Origin of the sequence: uncultured Fluviicola sp., assembly GCF_902168135.1 — a bacterium.
GTDB lineage: Bacteria > Bacteroidota > Bacteroidia > Flavobacteriales_D > Crocinitomicaceae > Fluviicola.
This window is the reverse complement of sequence record NZ_CABHOL010000017.1, coordinates 156902-179656: the sequence shown is the minus strand read 5'-3', so window position 1 is coordinate 179656 and position 22755 is coordinate 156902. Positions and strand designations below refer to the sequence as shown.

General features: G+C 41.4%; 18 protein-coding genes. 7 read left to right on the top strand and 11 right to left on the bottom strand.

Annotation, left to right across the window (positions count from 1 at the left end):
• Window positions 1–7 precede the first annotated feature (7 nt).
• Window positions 8–2644, top strand: coding sequence for a beta-glucosidase (locus QZT69_RS06180; protein ID WP_294671828.1), 2637 nt, complete (start codon window positions 8–10; stop codon window positions 2642–2644).
• Here the strand turns inward: QZT69_RS06180 and QZT69_RS06175 are convergent, their stop codons facing one another.
• Entirely contained in the window at window positions 2645–4075 is a 1431-nt protein-coding gene (locus QZT69_RS06175; protein WP_294671825.1) for an alpha-L-fucosidase, read from the bottom strand. It lies immediately after the preceding gene.
• A gap of 130 nt (window positions 4076–4205) precedes the next feature.
• Here QZT69_RS06175 and QZT69_RS06170 point away from each other — a divergent pair, with 130 nt between their 5' ends.
• Window positions 4206–6515, top strand: a complete 2310-nt coding sequence (locus QZT69_RS06170) for an ATP-dependent helicase (RefSeq protein ID WP_294671823.1) — start codon at window positions 4206–4208, stop codon at window positions 6513–6515.
• Between the two features lie 51 nt (window positions 6516–6566).
• Here QZT69_RS06170 and QZT69_RS06165 read toward each other — a convergent pair whose 3' ends face one another.
• The 5 genes from QZT69_RS06165 to QZT69_RS06145 all read right to left on the bottom strand — a co-directional run bounded on the left by QZT69_RS06165 (window position 6567) and on the right by QZT69_RS06145 (window position 11255).
• Complete coding sequence (locus QZT69_RS06165) at window positions 6567–7301, bottom strand: GLPGLI family protein (protein ID WP_294671820.1); 735 nt, start codon at window positions 7299–7301, stop codon at window positions 6567–6569.
• Window positions 7282–9981: an outer membrane beta-barrel protein gene (locus QZT69_RS06160; RefSeq protein WP_294671818.1), complete on the bottom strand. Its 2700-nt coding sequence runs from the start codon at window positions 9979–9981 to the stop codon at window positions 7282–7284. The genes QZT69_RS06165 and QZT69_RS06160 overlap by 20 nt, the downstream gene beginning before the upstream one ends.
• A 248-nt stretch (window positions 9982–10229) precedes the next feature.
• The gene (locus tag QZT69_RS06155) at window positions 10230–10541 is read right to left on the bottom strand and encodes a single-stranded DNA-binding protein (protein WP_294671815.1); all 312 of its coding nucleotides are present in this window, start codon (window positions 10539–10541) and stop codon (window positions 10230–10232) included.
• A gap of 1 nt (window position 10542) precedes the next feature.
• Complete coding sequence (locus QZT69_RS06150; RefSeq protein WP_294671813.1) at window positions 10543–10893, bottom strand: single-stranded DNA-binding protein; 351 nt, start codon at window positions 10891–10893, stop codon at window positions 10543–10545.
• Between the two features lie 11 nt (window positions 10894–10904).
• The gene (locus QZT69_RS06145) at window positions 10905–11255 is read right to left on the bottom strand and encodes a single-stranded DNA-binding protein (protein ID WP_294671809.1); all 351 of its coding nucleotides are present in this window, start codon (window positions 11253–11255) and stop codon (window positions 10905–10907) included.
• Window positions 11256–11627: 372 nt separating this feature from the next.
• On the opposite strand from QZT69_RS06145, the gene QZT69_RS06140 reads away from it, so the two are divergent.
• Genes QZT69_RS06140 through QZT69_RS06120 form a run of 5 tightly spaced genes read left to right on the top strand, consistent with a single transcriptional unit; the run spans window position 11628 to window position 17350 of the window.
• Window positions 11628–12440, top strand: a complete 813-nt coding sequence (locus QZT69_RS06140) for an alpha/beta hydrolase (RefSeq protein ID WP_294671806.1) — start codon at window positions 11628–11630, stop codon at window positions 12438–12440.
• Between the two features lie 39 nt (window positions 12441–12479).
• Window positions 12480–12935: a GyrI-like domain-containing protein gene (locus QZT69_RS06135; RefSeq protein WP_294671804.1), complete on the top strand. Its 456-nt coding sequence runs from the start codon at window positions 12480–12482 to the stop codon at window positions 12933–12935.
• 6 nt (window positions 12936–12941) lie between these two features.
• A complete protein-coding gene (locus QZT69_RS06130; protein WP_294671802.1) occupies window positions 12942–13565 on the top strand; it encodes an NAD(P)H-binding protein in 624 nt (207 codons plus the stop codon).
• A gap of 42 nt (window positions 13566–13607) precedes the next feature.
• Entirely contained in the window at window positions 13608–16607 is a 3000-nt protein-coding gene (locus QZT69_RS06125; protein WP_294671800.1) for a sensor histidine kinase, read from the top strand.
• Window positions 16608–16618: 11 nt separating this feature from the next.
• Entirely contained in the window at window positions 16619–17350 is a 732-nt protein-coding gene (locus QZT69_RS06120) for a LytTR family DNA-binding domain-containing protein (RefSeq protein WP_294671798.1), read from the top strand.
• A 72-nt stretch (window positions 17351–17422) separates the two neighbouring features.
• On the opposite strand, the gene QZT69_RS06115 is transcribed toward QZT69_RS06120, so the two are convergent.
• From QZT69_RS06115 to QZT69_RS06095, 5 genes are all read right to left on the bottom strand, one after another.
• Complete coding sequence (locus QZT69_RS06115; protein ID WP_294671796.1) at window positions 17423–19546, bottom strand: type IA DNA topoisomerase; 2124 nt, start codon at window positions 19544–19546, stop codon at window positions 17423–17425.
• Between the two features lie 145 nt (window positions 19547–19691).
• Window positions 19692–20198 carry a dihydrofolate reductase gene (locus QZT69_RS06110; RefSeq protein WP_294671793.1) on the bottom strand — a complete coding sequence of 169 codons (507 nt, stop codon included), beginning with the start codon at window positions 20196–20198 and terminating at the stop codon, window positions 19692–19694.
• Window positions 20195–21559: a CapA family protein gene (locus QZT69_RS06105; RefSeq protein WP_294671790.1), complete on the bottom strand. Its 1365-nt coding sequence runs from the start codon at window positions 21557–21559 to the stop codon at window positions 20195–20197. Before QZT69_RS06105 ends, QZT69_RS06110 begins: the two co-directional genes overlap by 4 nt.
• On the bottom strand, window positions 21560–22219 hold the full coding sequence (locus tag QZT69_RS06100; protein WP_294671788.1) for a DUF4230 domain-containing protein: 660 nt from the start codon (window positions 22217–22219) through the stop codon (window positions 21560–21562).
• Complete coding sequence (locus QZT69_RS06095) at window positions 22176–22733, bottom strand: DUF4230 domain-containing protein (protein WP_294671786.1); 558 nt, start codon at window positions 22731–22733, stop codon at window positions 22176–22178. Before QZT69_RS06095 ends, QZT69_RS06100 begins: the two co-directional genes overlap by 44 nt.
• Window positions 22734–22755 lie beyond the last annotated feature (22 nt).

Genomic DNA, 22755 nt, shown 5'->3' with positions numbered 1-22755 from the left:
TTGTTACATGAAGTATTTCCTGTTCTCCCTTTTGATGATGCTGGTTCCAGCCGCTTTCGGGCAGTTGTATAAAGATCCCACACAACCCGTAGAAGTCCGGGTCAAAGATCTTTTAAACCGAATGACCCCCGAAGAAAAGTTCTGGCAGGTATTCATGGTGCCATCGGACGGTGACACAACTAGCGGAAAACTCAAACACGGAATTTTCGGACTGCAACTCAGCGCAAGTTCACAGGGAGATGCCGGCGGGCAGTTACTGAATTACAACACTTCAGACAACGCTCTGACACTTATCCGGAAGATCAACACAACCCAACATTACCTGGTGGAAAAAACACGTCTTGGAATTCCCATGATCCCTTTTGACGAAGCACTTCACGGACTGGTACGAAATAACGCAGCAAGCTTTCCACAGGCTATCGCAATGGCTGCAACCTGGGACACCACTTTGATCAAACAAGCAGCCGGACACATTGCAGAAGAATGCAAAGTTCGCGGTATCCGGCAGATCCTTTCTCCGGTCATTAATCTGGCAACAGATGTCCGTTGGGGCCGCATCGAAGAAACTTATGGCGAAGATCCTTTTTTAACCACTCAAATAGGGCTGGCATTTATCCGGGCATTTGAATCGCGCGGCATTATCACAACACCGAAACATTTTATTGCCAATGTAGGTGACGGCGGCCGAGACAGCTATCCTATCCACTTAAGCGAACGTTTCCTGGAAGAAACCCATTTTGTTCCGTTTAAGCAGACAATCCACCTGGGGAATGCCCGTTCTATTATGACAGCTTATAATTCTCTCAACGGAACAGCCTGCTCTTCCAATAGCTGGCTGCTGACCGAAAAATTGAAAAATGAATGGAAATTCAAAGGATTTGTTATTTCCGACGCCAATGCGGTTGGCGGCGAGCTGGTGCTGCACAAAACAGCCAAAGACTATGCTGAAAGTGGTGCACATTCCATCAATGCAGGAATGGATGTCATTTTTCAAACCGACATCAATCACGCGGATTTGTTTTATCCGGCTTTCGCAAACGGACTGGTTGATGAGAAAAGACTGGATGACGCAGTTTCACGTATACTCCGCGCAAAATTCGAATTAGGGTTATTTGAACACCCATACGTTTCCGAGAAAATAAATGAAGAGATACTTCAATCCAATGGTGAACAGCTAAGCAAACAAGTTGCTGACGAGTCTATTGTTCTTTTGAAAAACGAAAAACGCACACTTCCACTTTCTACCTACACCGGAACTATTGCAGTTTTCGGAACCGATGCGATCGAAGCAAGATTGGGTGGATATAGCGGACCAGGCTATCAAAAAACTTCTATTTTGGATGGATTAAAAGAGTATGTTGGAAAAAGCGGAAACATCCTTTACTCCGAAGGTGCAAAACGAACCAATGACTCTTACGAAGTAATACAATCCATGTATTTAAGTACCGAGGGAAAACCCGGACTGAAAGCTTGTTATTATGATAATCCGGAACTTTCGGAAAATCCTGTATTGGAACAACAAGACGGACAAGTCGATTTTCACTGGACATTGTATTCCCCACATGAGAAACTGAAGTCAGATCATTACAGTGTGTGCTGGACCGGAGAATTAACTGCTCCCGAGAGTGGCGAATTCCAAATCGGACTGGAAGGAAATGACGGATTCCGTTTGTATTTGGACAACAAAATCCTCATTGACCGTTGGAGCAAACAATCTTATCACCAGGACCTGGTAAACTATTCCTTCAAAAAAGGAAAGAAATATGCGGTCCGGGTTGAATTTCATGAAACACAGGGTGAAGGGAAGATCAAACTGCTTTGGAATACACCAGTAAAAACAGACTGGAAAAAGGAAATCGACAAAAGTGTCAAATTGGCTAAAAAAGCAGATGTAGCAATTGTAGTTGCCGGAATAACAGAAGGCGAATTCCTGGACAGGGCATCCTTAAAACTTCCGGGACACCAGGAAGAATTGATCCGGGCTCTGAATAAAACGGGCACACCGGTCATTGTGTTAATCGTTGGAGGAAGTGCCGTAACCATGGAAAACTGGATCAACGAAACCGAAGCAGTTGCCATGCTATGGTATCCGGGACAGCAAGGTGGAAAAGCTGTTACTGATTTTCTGTTCGGAGAAATAAACCCAAGTGGGAAACTACCGATCACTTTCCCTCTGAACGAAGCACAACTTCCTTTGGTTTACAATCACCAGCCCACAGGACGCGGAAATGATTACAACAATCTTAGCGGGCAACCTTTATTCCCTTTCGGATTCGGATTGAGTTACACCCAATTCAAGTATTCTAATCTGCATTTGGATCGCTCAAGTATTGCCAGTAATGAAAAGACTACTGTTCGGTTCAGGCTTAAAAACACAGGAAGCTACGAAGGTGACGAGATCGTTCAGTTGTATATCAAAGATATCCTGAGCTCAGTTGCCCGGCCTGTACAGGAGTTAAAAGGTTTCCAGCGCATCCGTCTCAAAGCAGGAGAAGAAAAAGAAGTAGTATTTGAGATCACTCCGGAATTATTAGAACAATTGGATATGAATCTGAAACCAGTAGTTGAACCCGGAGAATTCCGTATTATGATAGGTTCTTCTTCCAGAGATTTACCTCTGAAAGCAAACCTGGAAGTTCATTAATCACTCCGCTTCAAAAGCGAAGGCCCAAACCGGATTTACATCACTGGTACTTAAGATATATTGAGAAAGCTGAACAATTACTTTACCGTTCTTCACTTTCCATTTCAATTTGTCATTGGTTGGCAAAAAGACCAGTTTGCTCCCTTTCTTCGGAATATTTCCCGTCCAGGAAATCGTGTTCCCATCGATCACAGCCTCTTTGGAAAAGACCAGTGCATATGTCCTTTGCTTCTTTTTATTTTGTGTGAAATAAATAGCATCCTCCCGGTAGTGATCCAGTGTTCTCGTTTCATAAATAGCATCTCTATTTATATCAAGCCACGCACCTATTTCAAGCATTCGATTCTTTACCCTCTCAGGTATTTCACCTGTAGCATCCGGCCCTACTCCCAAAAGAAGATTTCCTCCTTTTGCAACCACTTCCACCAATGTTTTGATCACTCTTTCCTTAGTTTTCATTTCATCATTTGGAACATAGCCCCAATTGTTACAAAGCGGCATACATGTTTCCCAGGGATTATCGAGTTTCTTTTCAGGGATCGAATGTTCCGGGGTTTGATAATTCTCGTATGGTCCCTGAACGGTTCTGTCGACCACAATCATTCCGGGCTGATTAGTTCGTGCCATTTGCGCTATTTTGGCAATATCCAGTTCCTGACTCCAGTCCGGAATCGGGGCACCCCAGGAGAGCACTTCTTCGTCAATTGTATTCTTAGGACGCACCCATCCGCCGTCTAGCCATAAAACATCCACGTTTCCATAACCGGTTACAATTTCCTGGATTTGCTTAAATGTATAATCCTGGAATTGCTGCCAGCGCCAGGGATGTTTTCGCGTGTCATAATTGTTGTTCCGGTTGGGTGTAGCATACAAAGGCCACCAATAATTTTCATTGTGCCAGTCGGGTTTTGAAAAATACGCCCCGATCATAAATCCTTCTTTGCGGTAAGCAGAAAAAACGTGCTTCAACACATCCGCTTTCGGATTTGATGCAAATGGGCCGTTCGTAATCTTAAAAGCCGTTTGTTTCGTATCGAACATACAAAAGCCATCGTGGTGTTTGGTTGTGAAAACCAGGTAACGCATTCCGGCTCTTTTAGAAATATCCGCCCATCTCTCCGGATTAAAATTCACCGGGTTTAATGAATCTTTCAGTCCGAAATACCATTTTTTGTAGTCGTCGTATGAGGATGTGCTGTCTCTTGTAATCCAGTCCTCCGAACAAATAGACCAGGATTCAATAATTCCGGGAACGGCATACAATCCCCAGTGAATAATGATCCCGAACTTTTGGTCCTGCCATTTCTCCAATTTCCGGAGAACTAACGGATCTGTTGGTTTTTGATATTCGTTGGAAACCGGGTGAATTCCCAAATTCTGCCCGAACGAACATACAGAAATCAGAAGTATGGTAAAAAGAAAGAATCTCATAATTCATTATTGAAGATGCAAAGGTGATTTGAGGACAAACCTTAAAACTTAGTATCAAAATTAAACTTTTACGGAAAATTACACGACTCGGATCATCGTTTAAATCCTTCAATGTTCTAACTTTGTAATCATGAATTATTTAGACGGATTAAACGAAAGCCAACGCATTGCAGTAGAGAACTTTGAAGGGCCAACCATGGTCATTGCCGGAGCAGGTTCCGGGAAAACAAGGGTACTGACCATGCGGATCGCATACATGATCGATAAAGGCATTGATCCGTTTAACATCCTGGCGTTGACTTTTACCAATAAAGCAGCAAAAGAAATGACCGAACGAATCGGTTCAATTATAGGTCCCGGAGAAGCAAAAAACATCACCATGGGGACTTTCCACTCGGTATTTTCACGCATTCTCAGGATCAATGCAGACCGTTTGGGGTACCCTCAAAACTTCACGATTTATGATACACAGGATACCAAAAGCCTGTTAAAAGATATTGTCAAAGAACTAAATCTTGATGACAAGATCTACAAACCAAGCATGATTTACGGACGTATTTCGGCAGCAAAAAACAACCTGCTTTCAGCAGACGATTATTTGCAAAATCCGGAAATCATGGACGAGGACAAGCAAAGTCAGCGCCCTGAATTGGGACGAATCTATAAAGCTTATGCCGTTCGTTGCTTCAAGGCCGGAGCTATGGATTTCGATGATCTTTTGTACCAAACCAATTTACTTCTCCGCGATTTTCCGGATGTGCTTTCACACTACCAGCATAAATTCAAGTACATATTGGTAGATGAGTACCAGGATACCAATTACGCACAGTACCTGATCGTAAAAAAGCTTGCCGCTGTTTACGAAAACATCTGTGTTGTCGGTGATGACGCACAAAGTATTTACTCTTTCCGCGGAGCAAACATTCAGAACATCCTGAACTTCCGGAATGACTACCCGGATTACAGCTTGTATAAATTGGAGCAAAACTACCGAAGCACCCAGACGATTGTCGACGCTGCGAACAGTGTTATTTCCAAGAACAAGGAACAAATCAAAAAAAGTGTTTGGACCAATAACGACAAAGGAAACCTGATCCGTGTGATCCGCGCCATGACAGACAACGAGGAAGGTAAGATCATTGCCAACAAGATCTTTGATGTCAAGCACCAGGAAAGTGGCGACTGGACCGATTTTGCAATCCTTTACCGAACAAACCGTCAATCCCGTGCATTCGAGGAAGCCTTGCGAAAAATGAACATTCCATACAAGATTTATGGCGGACTTTCATTTTACCAGCGCAAAGAGATCAAGGATATTCTGGCTTATTTCCGGCTTACAGCAAACCAAAAGGACGAAGAGGCTTTAAAACGGGTGATTAATTATCCGAAACGCGGGATCGGGAAAACATCCTGGGAAAACATTATCATTGCTGCCAATCACTATAACGTTGCTATCTGGGATGTAATCTCCGAATGGGGGAAATACCCGGTTTCCATTCCAAATGCAACCAAGCAAAAGATTTCGGAGTTTGTGATCATGATCCAAAGCTTTACTGCACAGCTGAATTCTCAAAACGCTTATCAATTGGCTCAAACCATTGCGAAGAGTTCCGGTATTTTAAAAGAACTATATTCTGAAAAAGACAAAGGTCCGGAAGAAGTAGAACGCTACCAGAACATTGAGGAATTATTGGCAGCGATCAAAGAATTCAGTGTTCAGAGAGGCGATGAAGAGCCTGCAACACTAGCCGACTTTATGATTGACGTCGCATTATTGACCGATGCCGATAACGAAAAAGAAGAAGACAAAAACAAGATCAGCTTAATGACCATTCACTCCAGCAAAGGATTGGAGTTCAAGCATGTTTACCTGGTTGGTCTGGAAGAAAACCTGTTCCCTTCCCAGCTTTCTATCAATTCACGAACAGAATTGGAGGAAGAAAGACGTTTATTCTATGTCGCAGTAACCAGAGCTGAAAAGAACTGTACGATTTCCTATGCAGCTTCGCGTTTTCAATGGGGAAACCTGATCACATCGGAACCAAGCCGGTTTATCTCTGAAATCGATCCGGATTATTTAAGTTTTGAAACCGCATACGGCGCTCCTCAGGGCGGGGGACGTTCTTTAAATTCAGGCAGAAGCGGATTCGACAGACCATTTACAGGCGGACTAAACAGAATGCCCGGAGCTACAAGTGCTCAGACAAGCCCACGAGGATTAAAAAGCATGTCAGAATTGAATTCAAAAGCCGGTGCCGGAGATTCCAATATTGACATCAAAGTTGGATACAATGTTGAGCATGAACGTTTCGGAAAAGGAAAAGTAACCAAGCTGGAGGGAAGCGGTGTCGACCGAAAAGCAACCATATTCTTCCCGCATGCAGGAGCTAAAACCCTGCTTCTGAAATTTGCGAAATTAACGATCCTGGATATCGAATAAAAAAGGCATCCGCCTATTGACGAATGCCTTCCTGTATTCTTTCTGATTAACTTACCAGTAGAACATACCGGTAATAATTCGCTCACCATAAGGCTGACCTTTCAATTTTTCAGTCAGATCAGCAATCAGTTCGGCCTGGGTGTATTGCTTTCCCTTTTTCTTGGGCTGTGCAATCTGCTCGATGGTTGGGGTAACTACATCCACTTTCTTTGCAAAATAAACGATACTTCCGTCTTCAGTTGCCAACCCAAGTACTGCTCCCGGCAATCCCTGGATATTTTCCGGTCCTACCGTCGCAATAATATCTGTTGTATACCACGCATAGATACGAGTCGTATCATCTTTCTGCCAGATTACCCGTGTACACTCGTAACCTGCAATTTTACGTGTTTTATCCGTAATCTTCCAGCTATGTTTGACCAAACTGTCACCAACCGTCATAGAATTTCCCATCATATCCATGTACACAAAACGTTGTCCTTTAGAAAACAGGTTATAAACCGTATTCTTCATGGTCAAAAAGCTTTGCGGATCCGGCTGATCCGGCATAACGTAAGAAAACAGAGATGATGTGTCATTAAAGTAAAGTGTAAATTCCTCCACTTTAATTTTATTCTTTTCTCCTACAAAGTCACGCATTCGCTGATCGTCAAAGATCTTCCATAAATTTGTCCTTCTTTCATAGGTTATCTTCCCCTCACGAACGAGTTGTCCCTGGGCAAATCCTGATCCTCCAAGGAATAAAAAACCTAAAAGCACCCCTATTTTAATACCAACCGTCCCCATCTTTTTCTGTCGTTTTAAAGTTATTGAATCTTAGTGTCAGTTTTGCCATGAAATAACGGCGGATAATATTGGTTTTCTGATCGACGATCACGTTATTGTTTACTGATCTGTAGTTACTGATATTCTGGTTCAGAATATCGTATGCCTCAATTCCGAATAATAAGTTTCCTGTCTTCAGGAATGAACGCTGAATCGACATGTTCCAGATCAGGTAATTTACATTATAGCCGCTCGTTCTACCTGTATTGATATTGTAAGTCGCATCCGTTTTAAAGAACCAACGGTATGGAAGTGTCCAGTCAACTAAAGCTCTGAAGTTGTACGTTGTGTACGGTTGATTTGACATCGTTGACAATGAGTTGTAAGGCATATTGAAATCAGCTCCACCACCAAGCTCGGTTCTCAACGAATCTCCGTTGTAATTCAAAGACAAATCTCCTCCGATTCCTGTATTTCTCGTGTCGTTATCAACTGAATTGATCTGGTTCCTGGAAGAAGTGAAATTACCGTTCGCATTTACCTGCAAGCTCAAATCTTTCACTCCTTTCATCGGGATACCCGCTCCAGCCCAGTAATACAAGAAATCTGAACTTTTCACGTTGATTGCTTGTGAAATGGAAGCACCGTTAGGTGCAAAGGTTGTGTTCGTACTGAAATTATCCTTGATGTGAGAATAACTGAAACCGGAATACATATAGAATCCACTTAATCCTTTCCAGGTATTGAAATTACCATTGATGCTGTGCGTATAATTCGGTTTCAATGCAGAGTTACCGATCTGGATAAAGTTCGGGTTTGTATTATTAAGAACCGGCTGCAACTGATCAATTGACGGCAAGCTGGAGTTCGTGTTGTACTGGATCATCAAACGAGTAGTCTGACTAAATTTATATCGGAACACAACACGAGGCAATATATTGCTCAAATCCTGTTTGATCAATGAATCCGTAAATATATTTCGGTTATCGATTGCAATATTTCTTACCCGCGATCCAACAGAGACTCTCAATTTCGTATTCTCATAGATCAGGAATGCCCCCAAACGATGCTGTTGTCTGTCTGTCTTAAAGTTATTTGAGAATAAAGTATCCACATCTACATATTCTCCGTTGATAGGATTCAATGTAGTTTTGCGTTGTTCGTTATTATTTTGATAGAACTCGTAATCAAACTCCAGTTTAAAACGTTTGCCAAGCGGCTCAAAATAATCAGCGTATGCGGTATGAGCCATAGAATTACTGCGGATTTCTTTATTCTGATCAAATCTCAACCCACCATTTGATGTGTTTGTCAATGCATTCGTATCAGAAGAGAGTAAGGTACCGTCCGATTTATTATCCGTTCCCACAAAGTTATAACGCGCAATCAGCTTTCTATTTTTCTTTTTGAAATCCTTAAATAAGCGGAAAGTTGTATTTAGATTAGAACCCGTTGCTTTACTTCCTGTTTCAATAGTCGTAAAGCGTGTCAAAACGGTATCTTCAGACAAGAAATCGGTTCTTGACAAGGTGTTTTGATCTGTCAGATTGTACTGGAATTTTGGTTCCAGCTCAAAGCGTGTCAATGAATCAATTCTTTGAGAATACTTCACTCCGATCTGATGCTGCATATACTGTTCTTTCGTATAGCTGTTCAAATCCGTTGTATAGGAAGTATCTGTCAGCAAATACTGTGAACGGCTGTTTGTCTGAGATTTTACTCCATATTGTGCAAAAGAATAATTCAAACGAACCTTCGCCCCTTTCTTGAACTTTTGGTCCAGGTAAAAACCGCCTTTGAATGTATTCGGAATACCTTCATTTTCATTTTGCCCATCCTGGCTGTATGATTGCAGGTCATCGTTTTCTGCCATCCAATCACGGCCTTCTGACAAACCAAATTTAAACATATCCCTACCACTCAAACTTGTTTTTGGCGTGTTGGAACCCAGGGCATAAACCGCCAGTTTCTGGTTCTTATTGTAAGAATTCAAGAGTATTTCGCCTTCATAGAACCCATGATTCGGAGTTGTAAATTTATCGAGTCCGCCGGCCAGATTGACTTTTCCAAAATATCCCTTTTTAGCTTCGTCTTTGAGCTTGAGATCGAGTACCTGGACCTTTTCATCGCTTCCGTCTTCGGCATCTTTCTCATACACCTCAACTGTTTCAACCCCGCTTGCAGCAAGATTCTTAGTCGCTATTGTCGGATCGTTACCAAAGAATTCGTCACCATCCACAAGTACTTGTCCGATTTCTTTTCCCTGGTTTTTAATTTTTCCATTTTCATCAATTGTCATACCCGGAAGCTTCCTAATCAGATCTTCCACTACCGCATTCTCCTTTACTTTAAAGGAATCCGCAACATAAACCAGTGTATCCCCACGATAATAGATCGGATTCCGATTGGCATAAATCAATACTTCGTCCAATGCTGTACTCTTATCAGGCATCGCCAAAGTATCAATTGTAAAAGCGTTATTTTCTTTAGAGCCAAAAAAGAAAGCTCTGAAAATACCGTAATCAGGATGAACCACCGTAAACTCTACGGTATCCACCGGAAGCGTAAACTGTAAGTTACCATATTTATCTGAACGTTTAAAGTCCAGTAAAACGGAGTCTCTGACACGTTTCACAATACCCACTGCATTTCGTACAATTGTTTGTGAATTCGTGTCGACTACGTTTGCTTTAATCGTCATAGTTTGGGAATAGCCCAAATATGAGATAAAGAAGAAGAATAGAAGTACAATTTTTTTCAATGTGTCAAGTGTTTGATTCTACAAAATTAGACGGAATTTTGAGGCTTTGGTAAAAAATATGCAAAACGTTGCTGGTCATAGATGAATGGCTAAGAAGATTGTTCAGCGGATTTTACAAAAAACAGGAACCCGTCGCAACGGATTCCTGTTCTTCACTGCACATCGTTAAGCAACCACTATTTACTCACCTAAAACTTAACGACTTGCCTCACTTCCACTTCTGTAATCCGTTGAGACTTTCCCTCTTTATTCACATATGTCCGGTTTACCAATCTTCCGGAAACTGCCAGTTTATTTCCTTTCTTACAGTAATTTGTTAAAAAACTGGCCGTGTTTCCCCAGGCAAACATCCGGTACAAAGCATTCGATTCTGACTCTGCTTTTTTCAATTGATTGTCCACCGCAAATTGAAAACGCGCAACCATTGATCCATTCTCAAAAGTGGTGATGGTAGCGTCTGATCCCAGACGCCCCACCAGGGTAACTTGATTTCGAAGCATTTTATAAAATGATTAAGTCATTAACCTCGATCTCCGAGAACATTTTTCGCTCTCCGGATTCCGTTTTATAAAAGCGACTCACAAGTCTCCCTTCCACCGCCACATTTATCCCTTTTGTGCACAATTCTTCCAGAATATTTACCCATCTGCCGAAAGCAGTAAGTCTATGCCAATCTTGCTTTACCTGCAGATTTCCTTCTTTATCCAAATAATGTTCTTTGGTCGCAAGTGAAAAATTAACCACCCGTCTGCCTCCCGGAAGTATCGTTACTTTTGGCTCAGAACTGATTTTACCGATAATATTGACGTGATTCATGTGCAGCACCTGATCCTGTTTAATAGTAGTATTCATAATTATCAGAATTAGTTATTTTCTTGTTTTTTTCCATTCAACACTACAAACTCGTTGAGTTCGATTTCGGTAGAGAACCTTTTTTCTCCTTCTTTGGTTTCATATGACCGGTTCACAATCCTTCCTTCGATCACTACTTCAGAACCTTTATCCAGGACTTTTTCAATACGATCACATAATTTGCCCCAGGCAATAACAGTATGCCATTGTGTGTTATCTTCCCACTCGCCTTTCTTGTTTTTAAAGCGCTCATTTGTTGCTACGGATAAACGCACTTTCTTTGCTCCTGAGTCAAAAGTTTGTGCTACAGGTTTTGCTCCCAGTCGTCCGATTAAATTCACTTTGTTTTTTAGCGTACTCATACTTGTTTGTTTTAAACGTTTGTAAAAATTTGATTCGATTGGCTTTCAACCGATTTGATGATGCAAAGTTGTGAGTGCCGAAAAAATGGAGTTGGTTAATAACTAATTACTGTCGATTGTTTTTCGTTTGAAAGTGATTATTATCGTTTTTAATTCTGATAATCAATTGTTTGACTCAAAAAAAATCGATCAATTTTTTCGAAAAATAAATTCTTCAAATAGTTACGATCAACACCTTCTATCAGTTGATTTTGATTATATTCGATATCATCAAGACAAACCGAATTCATGAAATCCGCAATCCTGTTATCTTTATTCACCTTCACACTCTTATTACATGGATGCAGTGAAAGAAAAACCAAAATCCGTCAAATGAAAACAACCGAGAAAACAACCGAGAAAACAAACTTTGCAAACGGATATTCTGAAGTTAACGGACTGAAGATGTACTACGAGGTTTATGGCCAGGGCAAACCTCTTGTTCTAATCCATGGAGGCGGTTCCACCATTCAGACCAGTTTTGAAAAAGTAATCCCGCTATTTGCAAAAAACCGAAAAGTGATCGCTGTTGAATTACAGGCTCATGGCAGGACCAGCGATAGAAACCAGGATTTGTCATTCGAACAGGATGCAGATGATGTGGCTGCTCTTTTAAAAAACCTACATATCGGCAAGGCTGATTTTTTCGGTTTTAGTAACGGCGGAACAACCGTTCTGCAAATTGTAATCCGTCACCCGGAAATCGTAGATAAGATCGTTTTGGGATCCGCACTTTCCAAACGAAACGGTGTACCGGACTGGTTTTGGGAATTTATGGAACAGGCGACACTGGAAAATATGCCTGAACAATTAAAAACCGGATATAGAGAAACTGCCTCAAATCCGGAAGGATTACAGGTAATGCATGACAGGGATGCTAAAAGAATGATTCATTTTAAAGATATCCCGGACGAAAAAATCAAAGCCATTCAGGCACCCGCACTTATTATTATTGGAGATAAGGATATCATTCTCCCTGAACATGCGCTTGAAATGCACCGTCAGATTGTGAACTCACAATTGGCAATTATCCCTGGGGGACACGGAGAATATATCGGAGAAATCACCACTTTAGATGCCGATTTTAAAGAAAGTACACTAGTTGTTCCGTTAATCGAAAAATTCCTGGATAAAAAGGCTAATTAATCGATCGATTAACTAAATTCATCTTTTTAATTTCAGATCATGACGCAACAGAAAGGATTTAAAATCATTGGTATTTCAACAAAAACATCCAATAATAATGGAGAAGCTTCGGCTGCTATCGGTGCTCTTTGGAGTCAGTTCATTTCGGAGAACCTCCTGGCAAAAATTCCCAATCAATTGGATTCCGACATTGTCTGCATCTACACCGATTACGAAAGTGATTATACCGGGAGATATACCTGTCTGTTAGGCATGAAGGTTTCTTCTTTAGACCAAATTCCGGAAGGATTGACGGGAAGGCAATTTCCCGGAGGGAACTTTCAGTCCTTTTTGGCCAAAGGCAGCTTACCCGAAGCAATTATCGAAACATGGCGGGATATCTGGAACCAGAACGAAACATTAGACCGAAGTTATACTTATGATTACGAAATCTACGACGAACGTTCCAGACAAGGCGAAGAATCTGAAGTAGATATCTACATCGCAAAAAAATAATTATCCATGACAATATGCATCTCGGGAGCAAGCGGATTAGTCGGAAATGAAATCCTGATCCAATTGCTGAACAATCCAGGAACTGAAAAAGTACTTGTCCTGGTAAGAAATCCATTGAGCTTTGGTCATCCTAAAATGCAGGTCGTACTTGTTCCATTTGATCAATTGGACCAATTAGAAGTTGCGGAAAAGATAGATTTCGCGTTTTGTGCGCTGGGAACAACATTAAGAAAAGCCGGAAGTAAAGCACGGCAGCAGGAAATTGACAGAGATTATGTTACTGCATTCGGGAGGTTCTGCAAGAGAGCCGGTGTTCGGAAAATAGGAATCGTCTCTTCCATAGGAGCTAATGAAAAATCTTCCAATTTCTACTTGCGTACAAAAGGTGAAATGGAAGCAAGTATTTTACAATTGGAAATTCCAACAACTGTATTTATAAGACCGTCGTTCCTCATCGGACCAAGAAAAGAAAGAAGTTTCGGAGACAGGCTAATCCAGGGTTTCGCTTTGATCATTAGCCCGCTTTTGTTTGGAAAAGCCCGTAAGTATAAAGCAATACACGGATCAAAAGTGGCTCAGAAACTCATTGAATCCACTTTATCAGAATCACCGGGCGTTCACTACATTTAAATTCTGACTAAAAAAATGGTTAAGTAGTATTAACTTCGTAGTATGAGTCGGAAACCAACATATCCAAAGCTTAAAACTACAATCGGCCGTTTGCTGTTGGCTATTCTTTGGCTTTCCTTCATTCCAACATATTCAACTTATGCCCAGCCACTTGGAAAACTTATCGAACCTTCCCTAAACACCGATTCTCCTTTTACCATCCGCGTTTATGGAACCGAAGACGGAGTTCCTCAGCATCAGATTGCAGCAATGACACCTGATAAAACGGGGAATTTATTAATCGGAACAGCCAACGGATTAGTTCAGTTTAACGGGCAAACATTCACAGATATCAATCCCACGAACGAAAGCAGGAAGATCCTGTGCATCAAAATGTTCCTGGATAAAAAGACTAACATACTCTATGGAATCAATAACAGTTCGCAGCTGTTTCAGATTTCTCCTGTCACTAAAACGCTGTTGAAAGGTGACAATTTCGGGGCTTCTTTTCACCACGATTCGGTGGTTTATGTGAACTCTAAAAAAGAACTACGCATTTTGAAACTCGGATCTAAAAACAGTAAGCTTATTTCCAATATAAATTTCAGGGAATGCATTTTCGGGGTCGGTTTTATTGGTAAAACCCCTTTCTTCTCAGACCCAACCGGAACCTATGTTTTACGCAACTCCAAGTGGATAAAACTGTCTGAAGAAATTTACTCCCGATCGAAAAGAAATCCCTATACCGGGGAAAATTACCTGCTCGGACCGAATGGCATCGCTATCTGTTATAAAGGTAAATTGATTCCTCAAACATTTAAAGACGGTTCAAAAGGCACTCATTTCACGGACATTGCCTTTAGCCCGAAAAAAGAAATATTTGTTTCTTCACACAAAGGACTTTTCTATAAGAATCCCATCCTTCCGTTTTTTGAATCACAAAACATCAATTTTCCCAGCAAAATAATCTTGTCACTCTTTTACAACGCGGATGAAAACTTCCTTTTTGCAGGAAGCAGCGACAAAGGACTATTACAGATCAAAATGAAACAGTGCATGTCGATCTATAATGAATCCGTTTTAATAGAATCTTCACTCAGCTCCATTATAAAAACCCCTGAGAAGAAATTAATTGTTTCGGGAACTCATGGAAGCATCTTCAAATTTGGACAGCATTCTATCTCTAAATACTATACCGAACGAACGGATTTTTCTTGTCTTGCAACTATAAACAATGAAGTTTGGGCAGGGACCTGGGGATCCGGAATATGGGTTTTTAAGAAAAACAAACGGGTTAAGACCATTACGAAAAATCTCAATAAAAACCCCGTACACGCCATTTTCCAGGATAGAAAGAAACGCATCTGGATAGGAACAGAACACGGGATTTTATTAGGCGAAAGTTCGAGGGAACTTAAACCCGTATTTGAATCATACAAGATAGGATTGGTCATCTGCTTCTACCAATTAAAGAACGGAGACATTTTGGTTGGTGGTGAAGACGGTTTCTTTATTTTCTCCGAAGACCTGAAACTTAAAAGACAATTCGGTATTCGAAACGGATTAAACGGAAAAGAAGTTCGTGCTTTCTATGAGAAAAAGGACGGAACATTCTATGTCGGGACGTACGGCGGGGGATTATACTACTGGGATTATAAAACATTACGGCCTTTAAGCCGCATGCGAAACTGCCTGCTAAACAACGACATTTTCACTTTAGCCCCGGATAAAAACGGGAATTTATATATCTCTTCCAACCACGGACTCTATGTAATTAGTGAACAAAAGATTGATGATTTCCTGGCACATAGAATTAATTTTTTAATTCCCTTCAGGTTAGGACAAGACGATGGCATCCTGAATACAGAGTTTAACGGAGGATTCCAAAATAACTACTACACAAGTGATCATAAGCATTTCTATTTCCCTACAATCCAGGGCGTTTTGGTTAGTTTCTTCGAAATTCCAAAGTACCGCAAATTACGTCCTTTTTTAAAAGAGGTTGTTGTAAACGATAAAATCCAACCATTATCTGATCATGTTTTCCCTCGAAATACACATACCATCAATCTTCAGTATTACTGCCCGAATTTTACACACTTCTACAATCTGCACTATCAATACAAATTAGTTGGTCCGGATATTAAGGATGAATGGAGCTCACCTACCAAAAAAGGAGAAATCAGCTTTAAAATGCTTCCTCCCGGTGAATACAAGGTATATATGCGCGGAATAGATGGTTTTAATGATCATAGCCCGAACGAAATTATTTATGCCTTCAAAATTGAAAAGCACATTTATGAAACACTTTGGTTCAGACTATTGGCTTTCGGATTGGTTTTCCTGCTCATTTTCCTATTGACCTACAAACGCATCCAGATTTCAAAAGACCAGGAACTCAAAGACAGTGAGCATAAAAACACGATGTTCGAGTTAAAATTAAAGGCTATTCAGGCAAAAATGAACCCGCATTTCATTTTCAATTGTTTGAACAATATCCAATACCTGATTGTAATGGGAAAACAGGAAGAAGCAGAGTACGCATTGAGTGATTTCTCCAGCCTGCTTCGAAAATTCCTGCAGCAGAGTGATAATTCCTTCATTACGCTCCGCGATGAAGTAGAATTGCTGAAATCGTACATTGCAGTAGAACGATTCCGCTTCGAAGAAACACTCGGAGTAGAAGTTACCATTCCCGAGAACCTGCTTCATTTAAAAATTCCAACCCTTCTCATACAGCCAACTGTTGAAAATGCTCTTGTTCATGGATTGGCTCACAAAAAAGGGAATAAAAAACTGATTATTGAAGGGTACCAGGAAGGGGATTCCATCATCCTGAAGATAGATGACAATGGAGTCGGAAGGCAGGAAGCCAAACGCATCAATTCCTATCGTGCAAACCATATTTCTCACGGCTGGAATATGGTACTCGATAAAATTAACTTGTTAAAAGCAAAGTATCAATATTCCGTTATCTTTGAGATTATTGACAAACCGGATAACAACGGAACTACCGTCATTTTCAAGATTCCTATAGTGAATGAAGAAATGCTTGAAATTTAATTCTTGAAACTGTGAAAGCACTCATTTTAGATGATATCCGAATCAGCAGAGAAGGTCTTGCTGCATTGCTCCATAAGATCGATCCGGCAATTGAAATCGTTGCCAGTGTTGCAACTGTTGAAGAGGCAAAGCAGGTTTTCGATGAAAGAAGCATCGACGTGGCATTTTTAGATATTCAATTGCAATCCGGGACCAGTTTTGACCTGGTTGATGAAATCCCCTTTGAAACAAAAGTTGTGTTCATCACAGCTTATGATGAGCATGCTATTGCTGCCATCCGGAAAGGGGCTTTCGATTACCTGTTGAAACCCATCAACTCATCGGATTTAAGAAATTGCATACAGCGCATACAGGATGTAGATGCCCAAACCGCAGAAACTCAAACCGACTCTCCGGATAAAACGGAAGAAAACCTGGTTAGGTCCGACATGATCGGGATTACCGGATTGGATGCAATTATATTTCTAAAGATTGATGATATTGTCTACCTCAAAGCAGATGGTAAATATACCATGATCCAAACAACAAGCGAGCATATCACCAGTTCAAAGAATTTAAAGGTTTTCGAAACCATGCTCCCGGAATCGAAATTCATGCGTGTGCACCATTCTTTTCTGCTTAATTTGAAATACATCAAAAAATTCCAAAAGGAATATAACATGCTTGTTTTGGACAATGGTTCACAAATCCCGGTTTCCAAATCACGAAAAGACCTGCTGATGCAGCGATTGATGCATGTATAACAACCTTCTTCGTTATATCACGAAAACATGATTTCATGATATGACGGGTCGTTAAGTCTTTATTTGCTGCGCTTAAACTACCGTGATATTAAAGTTTTCATCCAGGGAAATTGATCCTTCAATTACCTGATGTGAACCCGGAATTAACAAGCCTTTCATCTTTCCGGTTTTTCCTTTGGAAATAAGATCTGTAAGTTGTTTTTCCGTGAGCTTTTTACCCAGTAATTCAAAAGGCACCATGAATCCGCAAACCTTAAAGTTACTGCAGCCGATTCCGCGTTTACCGGTCATCAATTTGCTGGTTTTGCATTTCGGACAATCCAAATCAGCGATACTTTGCTTTTCTGCTTTCTTACGTTCCTTTTTCTCCTTAACTACCGCCGCCGGCTGATCCGTATGCAGTTGAATGCGAACAGGAGCCTGGGAGAAAATCACCTCATCTGTTAATTCGCGGACCATGATCATCAATTCACGCTTGAATTGTTCGAGGTCATATTCGCCTTTTTCGATCAAACGCAATTTACGTTCCCACTGCCCGGTTAATTCCGCACTTTTCAAAAGCTCGTTTTGAATCGTATCGATCAAACCAACTCCTGTGCTGGTAGCAATGAGGTTCTTGCGTTTCTTTTCGATGTATTTACGCTTGAATAAGGTTTCAATGATGTTCGCCCGTGTTGCGGGCCGGCCAATTCCGTTTTCCTTCATCATGTCGCGCAGCTCCTCATCATCAACCATTTTCCCTGCTGTTTCCATTGCCCTCAGCAAAGTTGCTTCGGTATATGGTTTAGGCGGACTTGTTTTTCCCTGGTGAATAAATGGCTGGTGCGGTCCGCTCTCGCCTTCTTCAAAATGAGGCATGGTTTGTTCGGGCTTCTCAACCGCTTTTTTTCCTTCGGAATCAGATTCCCTGGTTTCCTCCCAAACCACACGCCAACCCGGCTCAATGATCTGTTTTCCGGTAGCCTTGAATTCAATCTGACCTACTTTTCCAAGAACCGTCGTGTTCGAAACTTTACATTCCGGGTAAAACGCCGCTATAAAACGCCGCACGATCATATCGTAAATCTGCTGTTCCGGGTGGCTCAAACCGCTTGGCTGAACTCCGGTAGGAATAATTGCGTGGTGATCCGTTACTTTCTTATCGTCGAAAACTGTTTTCAGCTTTGGAATCGGTTTTGCCAAAACAGGCTCTGTGAAGCGTGAATAATACGTTAGTCCCTTCATAATACCATCAATCTTCGGATGAAGGTCTTCACTCAGGTAAGTCGTATCCACACGCGGATAGGTTACCAATTTCTTTTCGTATAAACTCTGAACAATTTTCAGTGTTTCTTCAGCTGAATTCCCGATTTTTTTATTCGATTCCACCTGTAAGGAAGTCAAATCGAATAAGCGCGGATTCCCTTCCTTTCCTTCTTTCTGTTCGAAGGAAGTAATCTCAAAGGGATGCTGTTGCAAATAAGCCAATCCTTTATCGGCCTTTTCCTGAGTTCTCAAACGATCAATGGAAGCCGAGAATTCTGTTTCGCGGTAAAGGGTTTTCAACTCCCAGTATTCCTCCGAACGAAAAGCGTCAATTTCCTTTTGGCGCGTCACTATCATGGCTAAAGTCGGGGTTTGAACCCGGCCAATTGACAAAGTTGCCTTCCCCTGCCCGAATTTCTTGGTAAACAAACGAGTTGCATTCATTCCCAACAACCAGTCGCCAATTGCTCTTGCGCTTCCGGCAGCATATAGATTTTGGTATTGTTCTCCTGTTTTCAAAGCCTGGAATCCTTCCCGGATCGCTTCTTCAGTCAAAGATGAAATCCACAAACGTTTTATAGGAACCTTGCATTTTGCCTTTGACAAAACCCAGCGTTGGATTAATTCTCCTTCCTGCCCGGCATCGCCGCAGTTAATGACTTCCTCACAAGAGGAAACCAGTCTTTCAATAATAGAGAATTGCTTTTTGACACCGGAATCTTCTATCAATTTAATTCCGAATTTCTCAGGAATAATGGGAAGATCTTCCAGCTTCCAGTATTTCCACTTTTCGTGATAATCGTGTGGTTCTTTGAGTGTGCATAAATGCCCGAAAGTCCAGGTTACCCAATAACCATTTCCTTCGTAAAAGCCATCATGACGCTGTTTGGCACCAATGACTTCTGCGATATCTCGGGCTACGGAGGGCTTTTCGGCAATGCACAATTTCATAACTAGCAAAGTTAGTCAATGGGAATCGGGAGGGCAAGATGGTTTTGAACAAAATGGGAAAATGTTTCAACAATCAACGGCATAAATACAATACAGTGGGGACGCGATATCTCCCGTCCTCACAGCTCCTAACTATAGTATTTAATTATTTTCTAATATACTTCTTTACTTCAAACCCAACAGCATGCTTCTCATCTGCTCCCTGCTGAAAAACAGTTTCCACATTCCATTTTGATTCATCAAAATCCGGGAAGAAGGTATCAGCTCCATAGACATGGTCCACATGCGTAATGTACATTTCATCGAGAACATTTAGTTCCATCGCTTCCTTGTAGATCTGTCCGCCACCGATAATAAACACCGTTCTTTCTGTTTCATTTTCATAATGCTTTAAACAGGCTTCCAGGGACGGAAACATCAAAGCCCCGGGAGCTTCATAATCCGCATTCCTTGTCAAAACTGCATTTTCCCTGTTCGGAAGCGGACGAAAACGTTCCGGAATGGAATCGTAATTTTTACGGCCGGTAACTACAATATGACCGGTTGTAGTTTCTTTAAAAAACTTCATATCTGCGGGCAGATGCCACATCAAATCGTTGTTTTTCCCAATTCCGCGTTCGTTGTCCATGGCAACGATCAATGATACCTTCATTTAATGACTTTATATGCTGTTGGTGAAATGAAAACCGTTTTAGGCTGGGCTATAAATGCTTCAGGAATTGGAGCTTTTTCCACTTCCGATTCGGTTTCAAAGTAACCGACCACCCAATGATATTCGCCATCGGCACCCAGCACTTTATGAATTAATTGTTTGAAACCCGGCTGGATAATTTCCGCATTCTTATAAACTTCAACAGGATATTCCTGAGCATAATACCCTTTCAGCAACTTGCTGTAAAGATTTGTGATAACCGGATCTGAAACCACGTACTCGCTTGTTCCTTTGGAATGCTCTTTAAACAATGCTCTCGAATCTGAAAAAAAGAGGTCGTATTTTGCCTTAGATTCTCCACCCAGGAAATCCGGGCGGTACTTATTGTAATCAAAATCCGGCAAAATGTAAAAAGGCTTTACAACTGCTTCCTGTCTTGGGAAAACCCAGGTAAAAACATGCTCTACCTTTCCCAACACAGCCTTACCAGAGGATTTATTCACTTCAGCCATCAGAATCATTCCACCATCTTTGGTCCGGTCGCGCTGATTAGAAACAAAATTTCCCAATGACCACGCTGTCAATTTCTTTTCCCCTTCAATCTCTTTCACTTCAACCGGCTGCAACACGTGCGGATGGCCTCCAATCACCATGTCGGCTCCCTGGTCGTAACAGAATTTTTCCCAATTCTTCTGATAAGCATTCGGTAAAGACTGGTATTCCGTTCCCCAATGCAAAGTGCAAACGATCAGATCGACTTTCATTTCGCGGGCTTTTTTGAAATCTGCCTGCATGACCGCACTATCAATGTAATTAATGATCAATGGAGCCGCAACCGATAAACCATTTGTTCCATAAGTGTAATTCAGAACCGCTACGCGAAATCCATTTTTTTCCACCAACAAGGGATAATTCCGGGTTCGTTCTTCCTTATTCCGAAATGTTCCCGTATGTTTTACTCCCAATCGATCCAGTACATCCAATGTTTTCACCACACCTTTCGAACCTCCGTCGCAACTGTGATTATTTGCAGTGATGATAACATTGAAACCTGCATCCACCAATCCTTCAGACAATTCAGGCGGTGCGGAAAACTGCGGGTAACCTTTGTATGGTTTTCCGGCATGCGTTACTTCCAGGTTTGCAATGGAAATATCCGCATTTTTAATGAGCGGTTTCACAAATTGGAAGCAGTCACGGTAATCGTAAGCATCTTTCTTTGCATGATAGGCTCCTGCAATTTGTCCGCCGTGCTGCATGATATCGCCTACAAACAAAAAGTTCAGCCGGGATGAATCCGATTGCCCGAAAGAAGCTCCAAAACTGAAAACAACAATCAGAACGGGTATAAAGTATTTCATTTAGTTTTCAAATTTAATGATCAGTGTTTTATCCGTCTTTACCAAAGTCCGCAGTGCTTTTTCCAGTGGTGCCTTTGCTCTTTCAGGAAGTTTTAAGCGTTCTCCGGAAGCTATCATCTTATTTCGTGCTTTTCGCTGCAAACCTGCCCGCTCGTAATCCTGCCAGTCGCCATTTTCGAGGTACACTTCGGTTCCTTTCGGATTGATTGAAACAGAAAGCAGTTCGGGCTGCGGAATGACAATTGTCAAAGTATCCCCTTTCGGAAGGAATTGAAAATCCTTTCTTTTCAAATCTACACCGTAAAGTAATTCTCCCCTTACGATCAGTGTCAACCTTCTTTTCACACCGTTTGGATGCAGGCCATGCTTGAACTGGTTCGGATCGGTTAACTTGTCCAAGGTTCCCCAAAGCACCTCACTTTCCGATTTGTAATATTCTACGGAATCCACCACGGCCTCATCCTGGAACTTCAGGGTATTCAATTCGAGGATCGAACGTATTTGCTCGACCTTCAGGGGAGTTTCCTCCAGAACAATTTCATCACTAGCCGGCCCTTTGAAGAATAATTGATAAATCCAGTATCCACCGAATGCTATCAATCCTACAATCAGCAATCTAATGATCAATGTTCGTATTTCTCTTATCTTTTGGAGTTTCATGTACGATTACTTGTTCAAATCCCAGGTTCTTATAAAAGTCAACGATGAAAATCTTTGCATTTTGCTCCGCTTCATCGAGAATATTTAGTTTTTGGAGGTCTTTACGAATAGATTCTTCTCCCTTCTGCAGGACTTTTGATTTATCCACTTGCGAAAAATCAGATCGAAAACCGTTGACATCCGTCATTTCGGTACGAACCAAATCCGGGTCCATTTCAAAAGACACAATTTCCGGAGGAGGAAGCTGAATGGTAATTTTCTTTCCATCCACCTGAATATCGGATTCTTTAATGGCATTCAGATTCACACCAGCCTTCACGGTAGCTTTACAGCTCAGAAGAATTTTCCGATCGCCATAGGTATACCATTCTCCTTCGTCGTTCCAGTGAATGATCTTTCCCAACGTATACTCCGTGGTGGAAAGTGTACCAATCGACCGGATCTCGTAAATTTCCGTTTCATGCACTTCCTTCTCCTCCCCACAGGAAGTGAGCAGTAAAGTGATTAAACTCAAAAACAACCAATTTTTCATAGTC

Coding starts and splice junctions, on each gene's coding strand:
- QZT69_RS06110 (WP_294671793.1), bottom strand. CDS start 20,198: ATGAAGGTATCATTGATCGTTGCCATGGACAACGAACGCGGAATTGGG.
- QZT69_RS06145 (WP_294671809.1), bottom strand. CDS start 11,255: ATGAGTACGCTAAAAAACAAAGTGAATTTAATCGGACGACTGGGAGCA.
- QZT69_RS06160 (WP_294671818.1), bottom strand. CDS start 9,981: ATGACGATTAAAGCAAACGTAGTCGACACGAATTCACAAACAATTGTA.
- QZT69_RS06175 (WP_294671825.1), bottom strand. CDS start 4,075: ATGAGATTCTTTCTTTTTACCATACTTCTGATTTCTGTATGTTCGTTC.
- QZT69_RS06115 (WP_294671796.1), bottom strand. CDS start 19,546: ATGAAATTGTGCATTGCCGAAAAGCCCTCCGTAGCCCGAGATATCGCA.
- QZT69_RS06140 (WP_294671806.1), top strand. CDS start 11,628: ATGAAAACAACCGAGAAAACAACCGAGAAAACAAACTTTGCAAACGGA.
- QZT69_RS06125 (WP_294671800.1), top strand. CDS start 13,608: ATGAGTCGGAAACCAACATATCCAAAGCTTAAAACTACAATCGGCCGT.
- QZT69_RS06100 (WP_294671788.1), bottom strand. CDS start 22,219: ATGAAACTCCAAAAGATAAGAGAAATACGAACATTGATCATTAGATTG.
- QZT69_RS06150 (WP_294671813.1), bottom strand. CDS start 10,893: ATGAATACTACTATTAAACAGGATCAGGTGCTGCACATGAATCACGTC.
- QZT69_RS06130 (WP_294671802.1), top strand. CDS start 12,942: ATGACAATATGCATCTCGGGAGCAAGCGGATTAGTCGGAAATGAAATC.
- QZT69_RS06135 (WP_294671804.1), top strand. CDS start 12,480: ATGACGCAACAGAAAGGATTTAAAATCATTGGTATTTCAACAAAAACA.
- QZT69_RS06180 (WP_294671828.1), top strand. CDS start 8: ATGAAGTATTTCCTGTTCTCCCTTTTGATGATGCTGGTTCCAGCCGCT.
- QZT69_RS06105 (WP_294671790.1), bottom strand. CDS start 21,559: ATGAAATACTTTATACCCGTTCTGATTGTTGTTTTCAGTTTTGGAGCT.
- QZT69_RS06155 (WP_294671815.1), bottom strand. CDS start 10,541: ATGCTTCGAAATCAAGTTACCCTGGTGGGGCGTCTGGGATCAGACGCT.
- QZT69_RS06170 (WP_294671823.1), top strand. CDS start 4,206: ATGAATTATTTAGACGGATTAAACGAAAGCCAACGCATTGCAGTAGAG.
- QZT69_RS06165 (WP_294671820.1), bottom strand. CDS start 7,301: ATGGGGACGGTTGGTATTAAAATAGGGGTGCTTTTAGGTTTTTTATTC.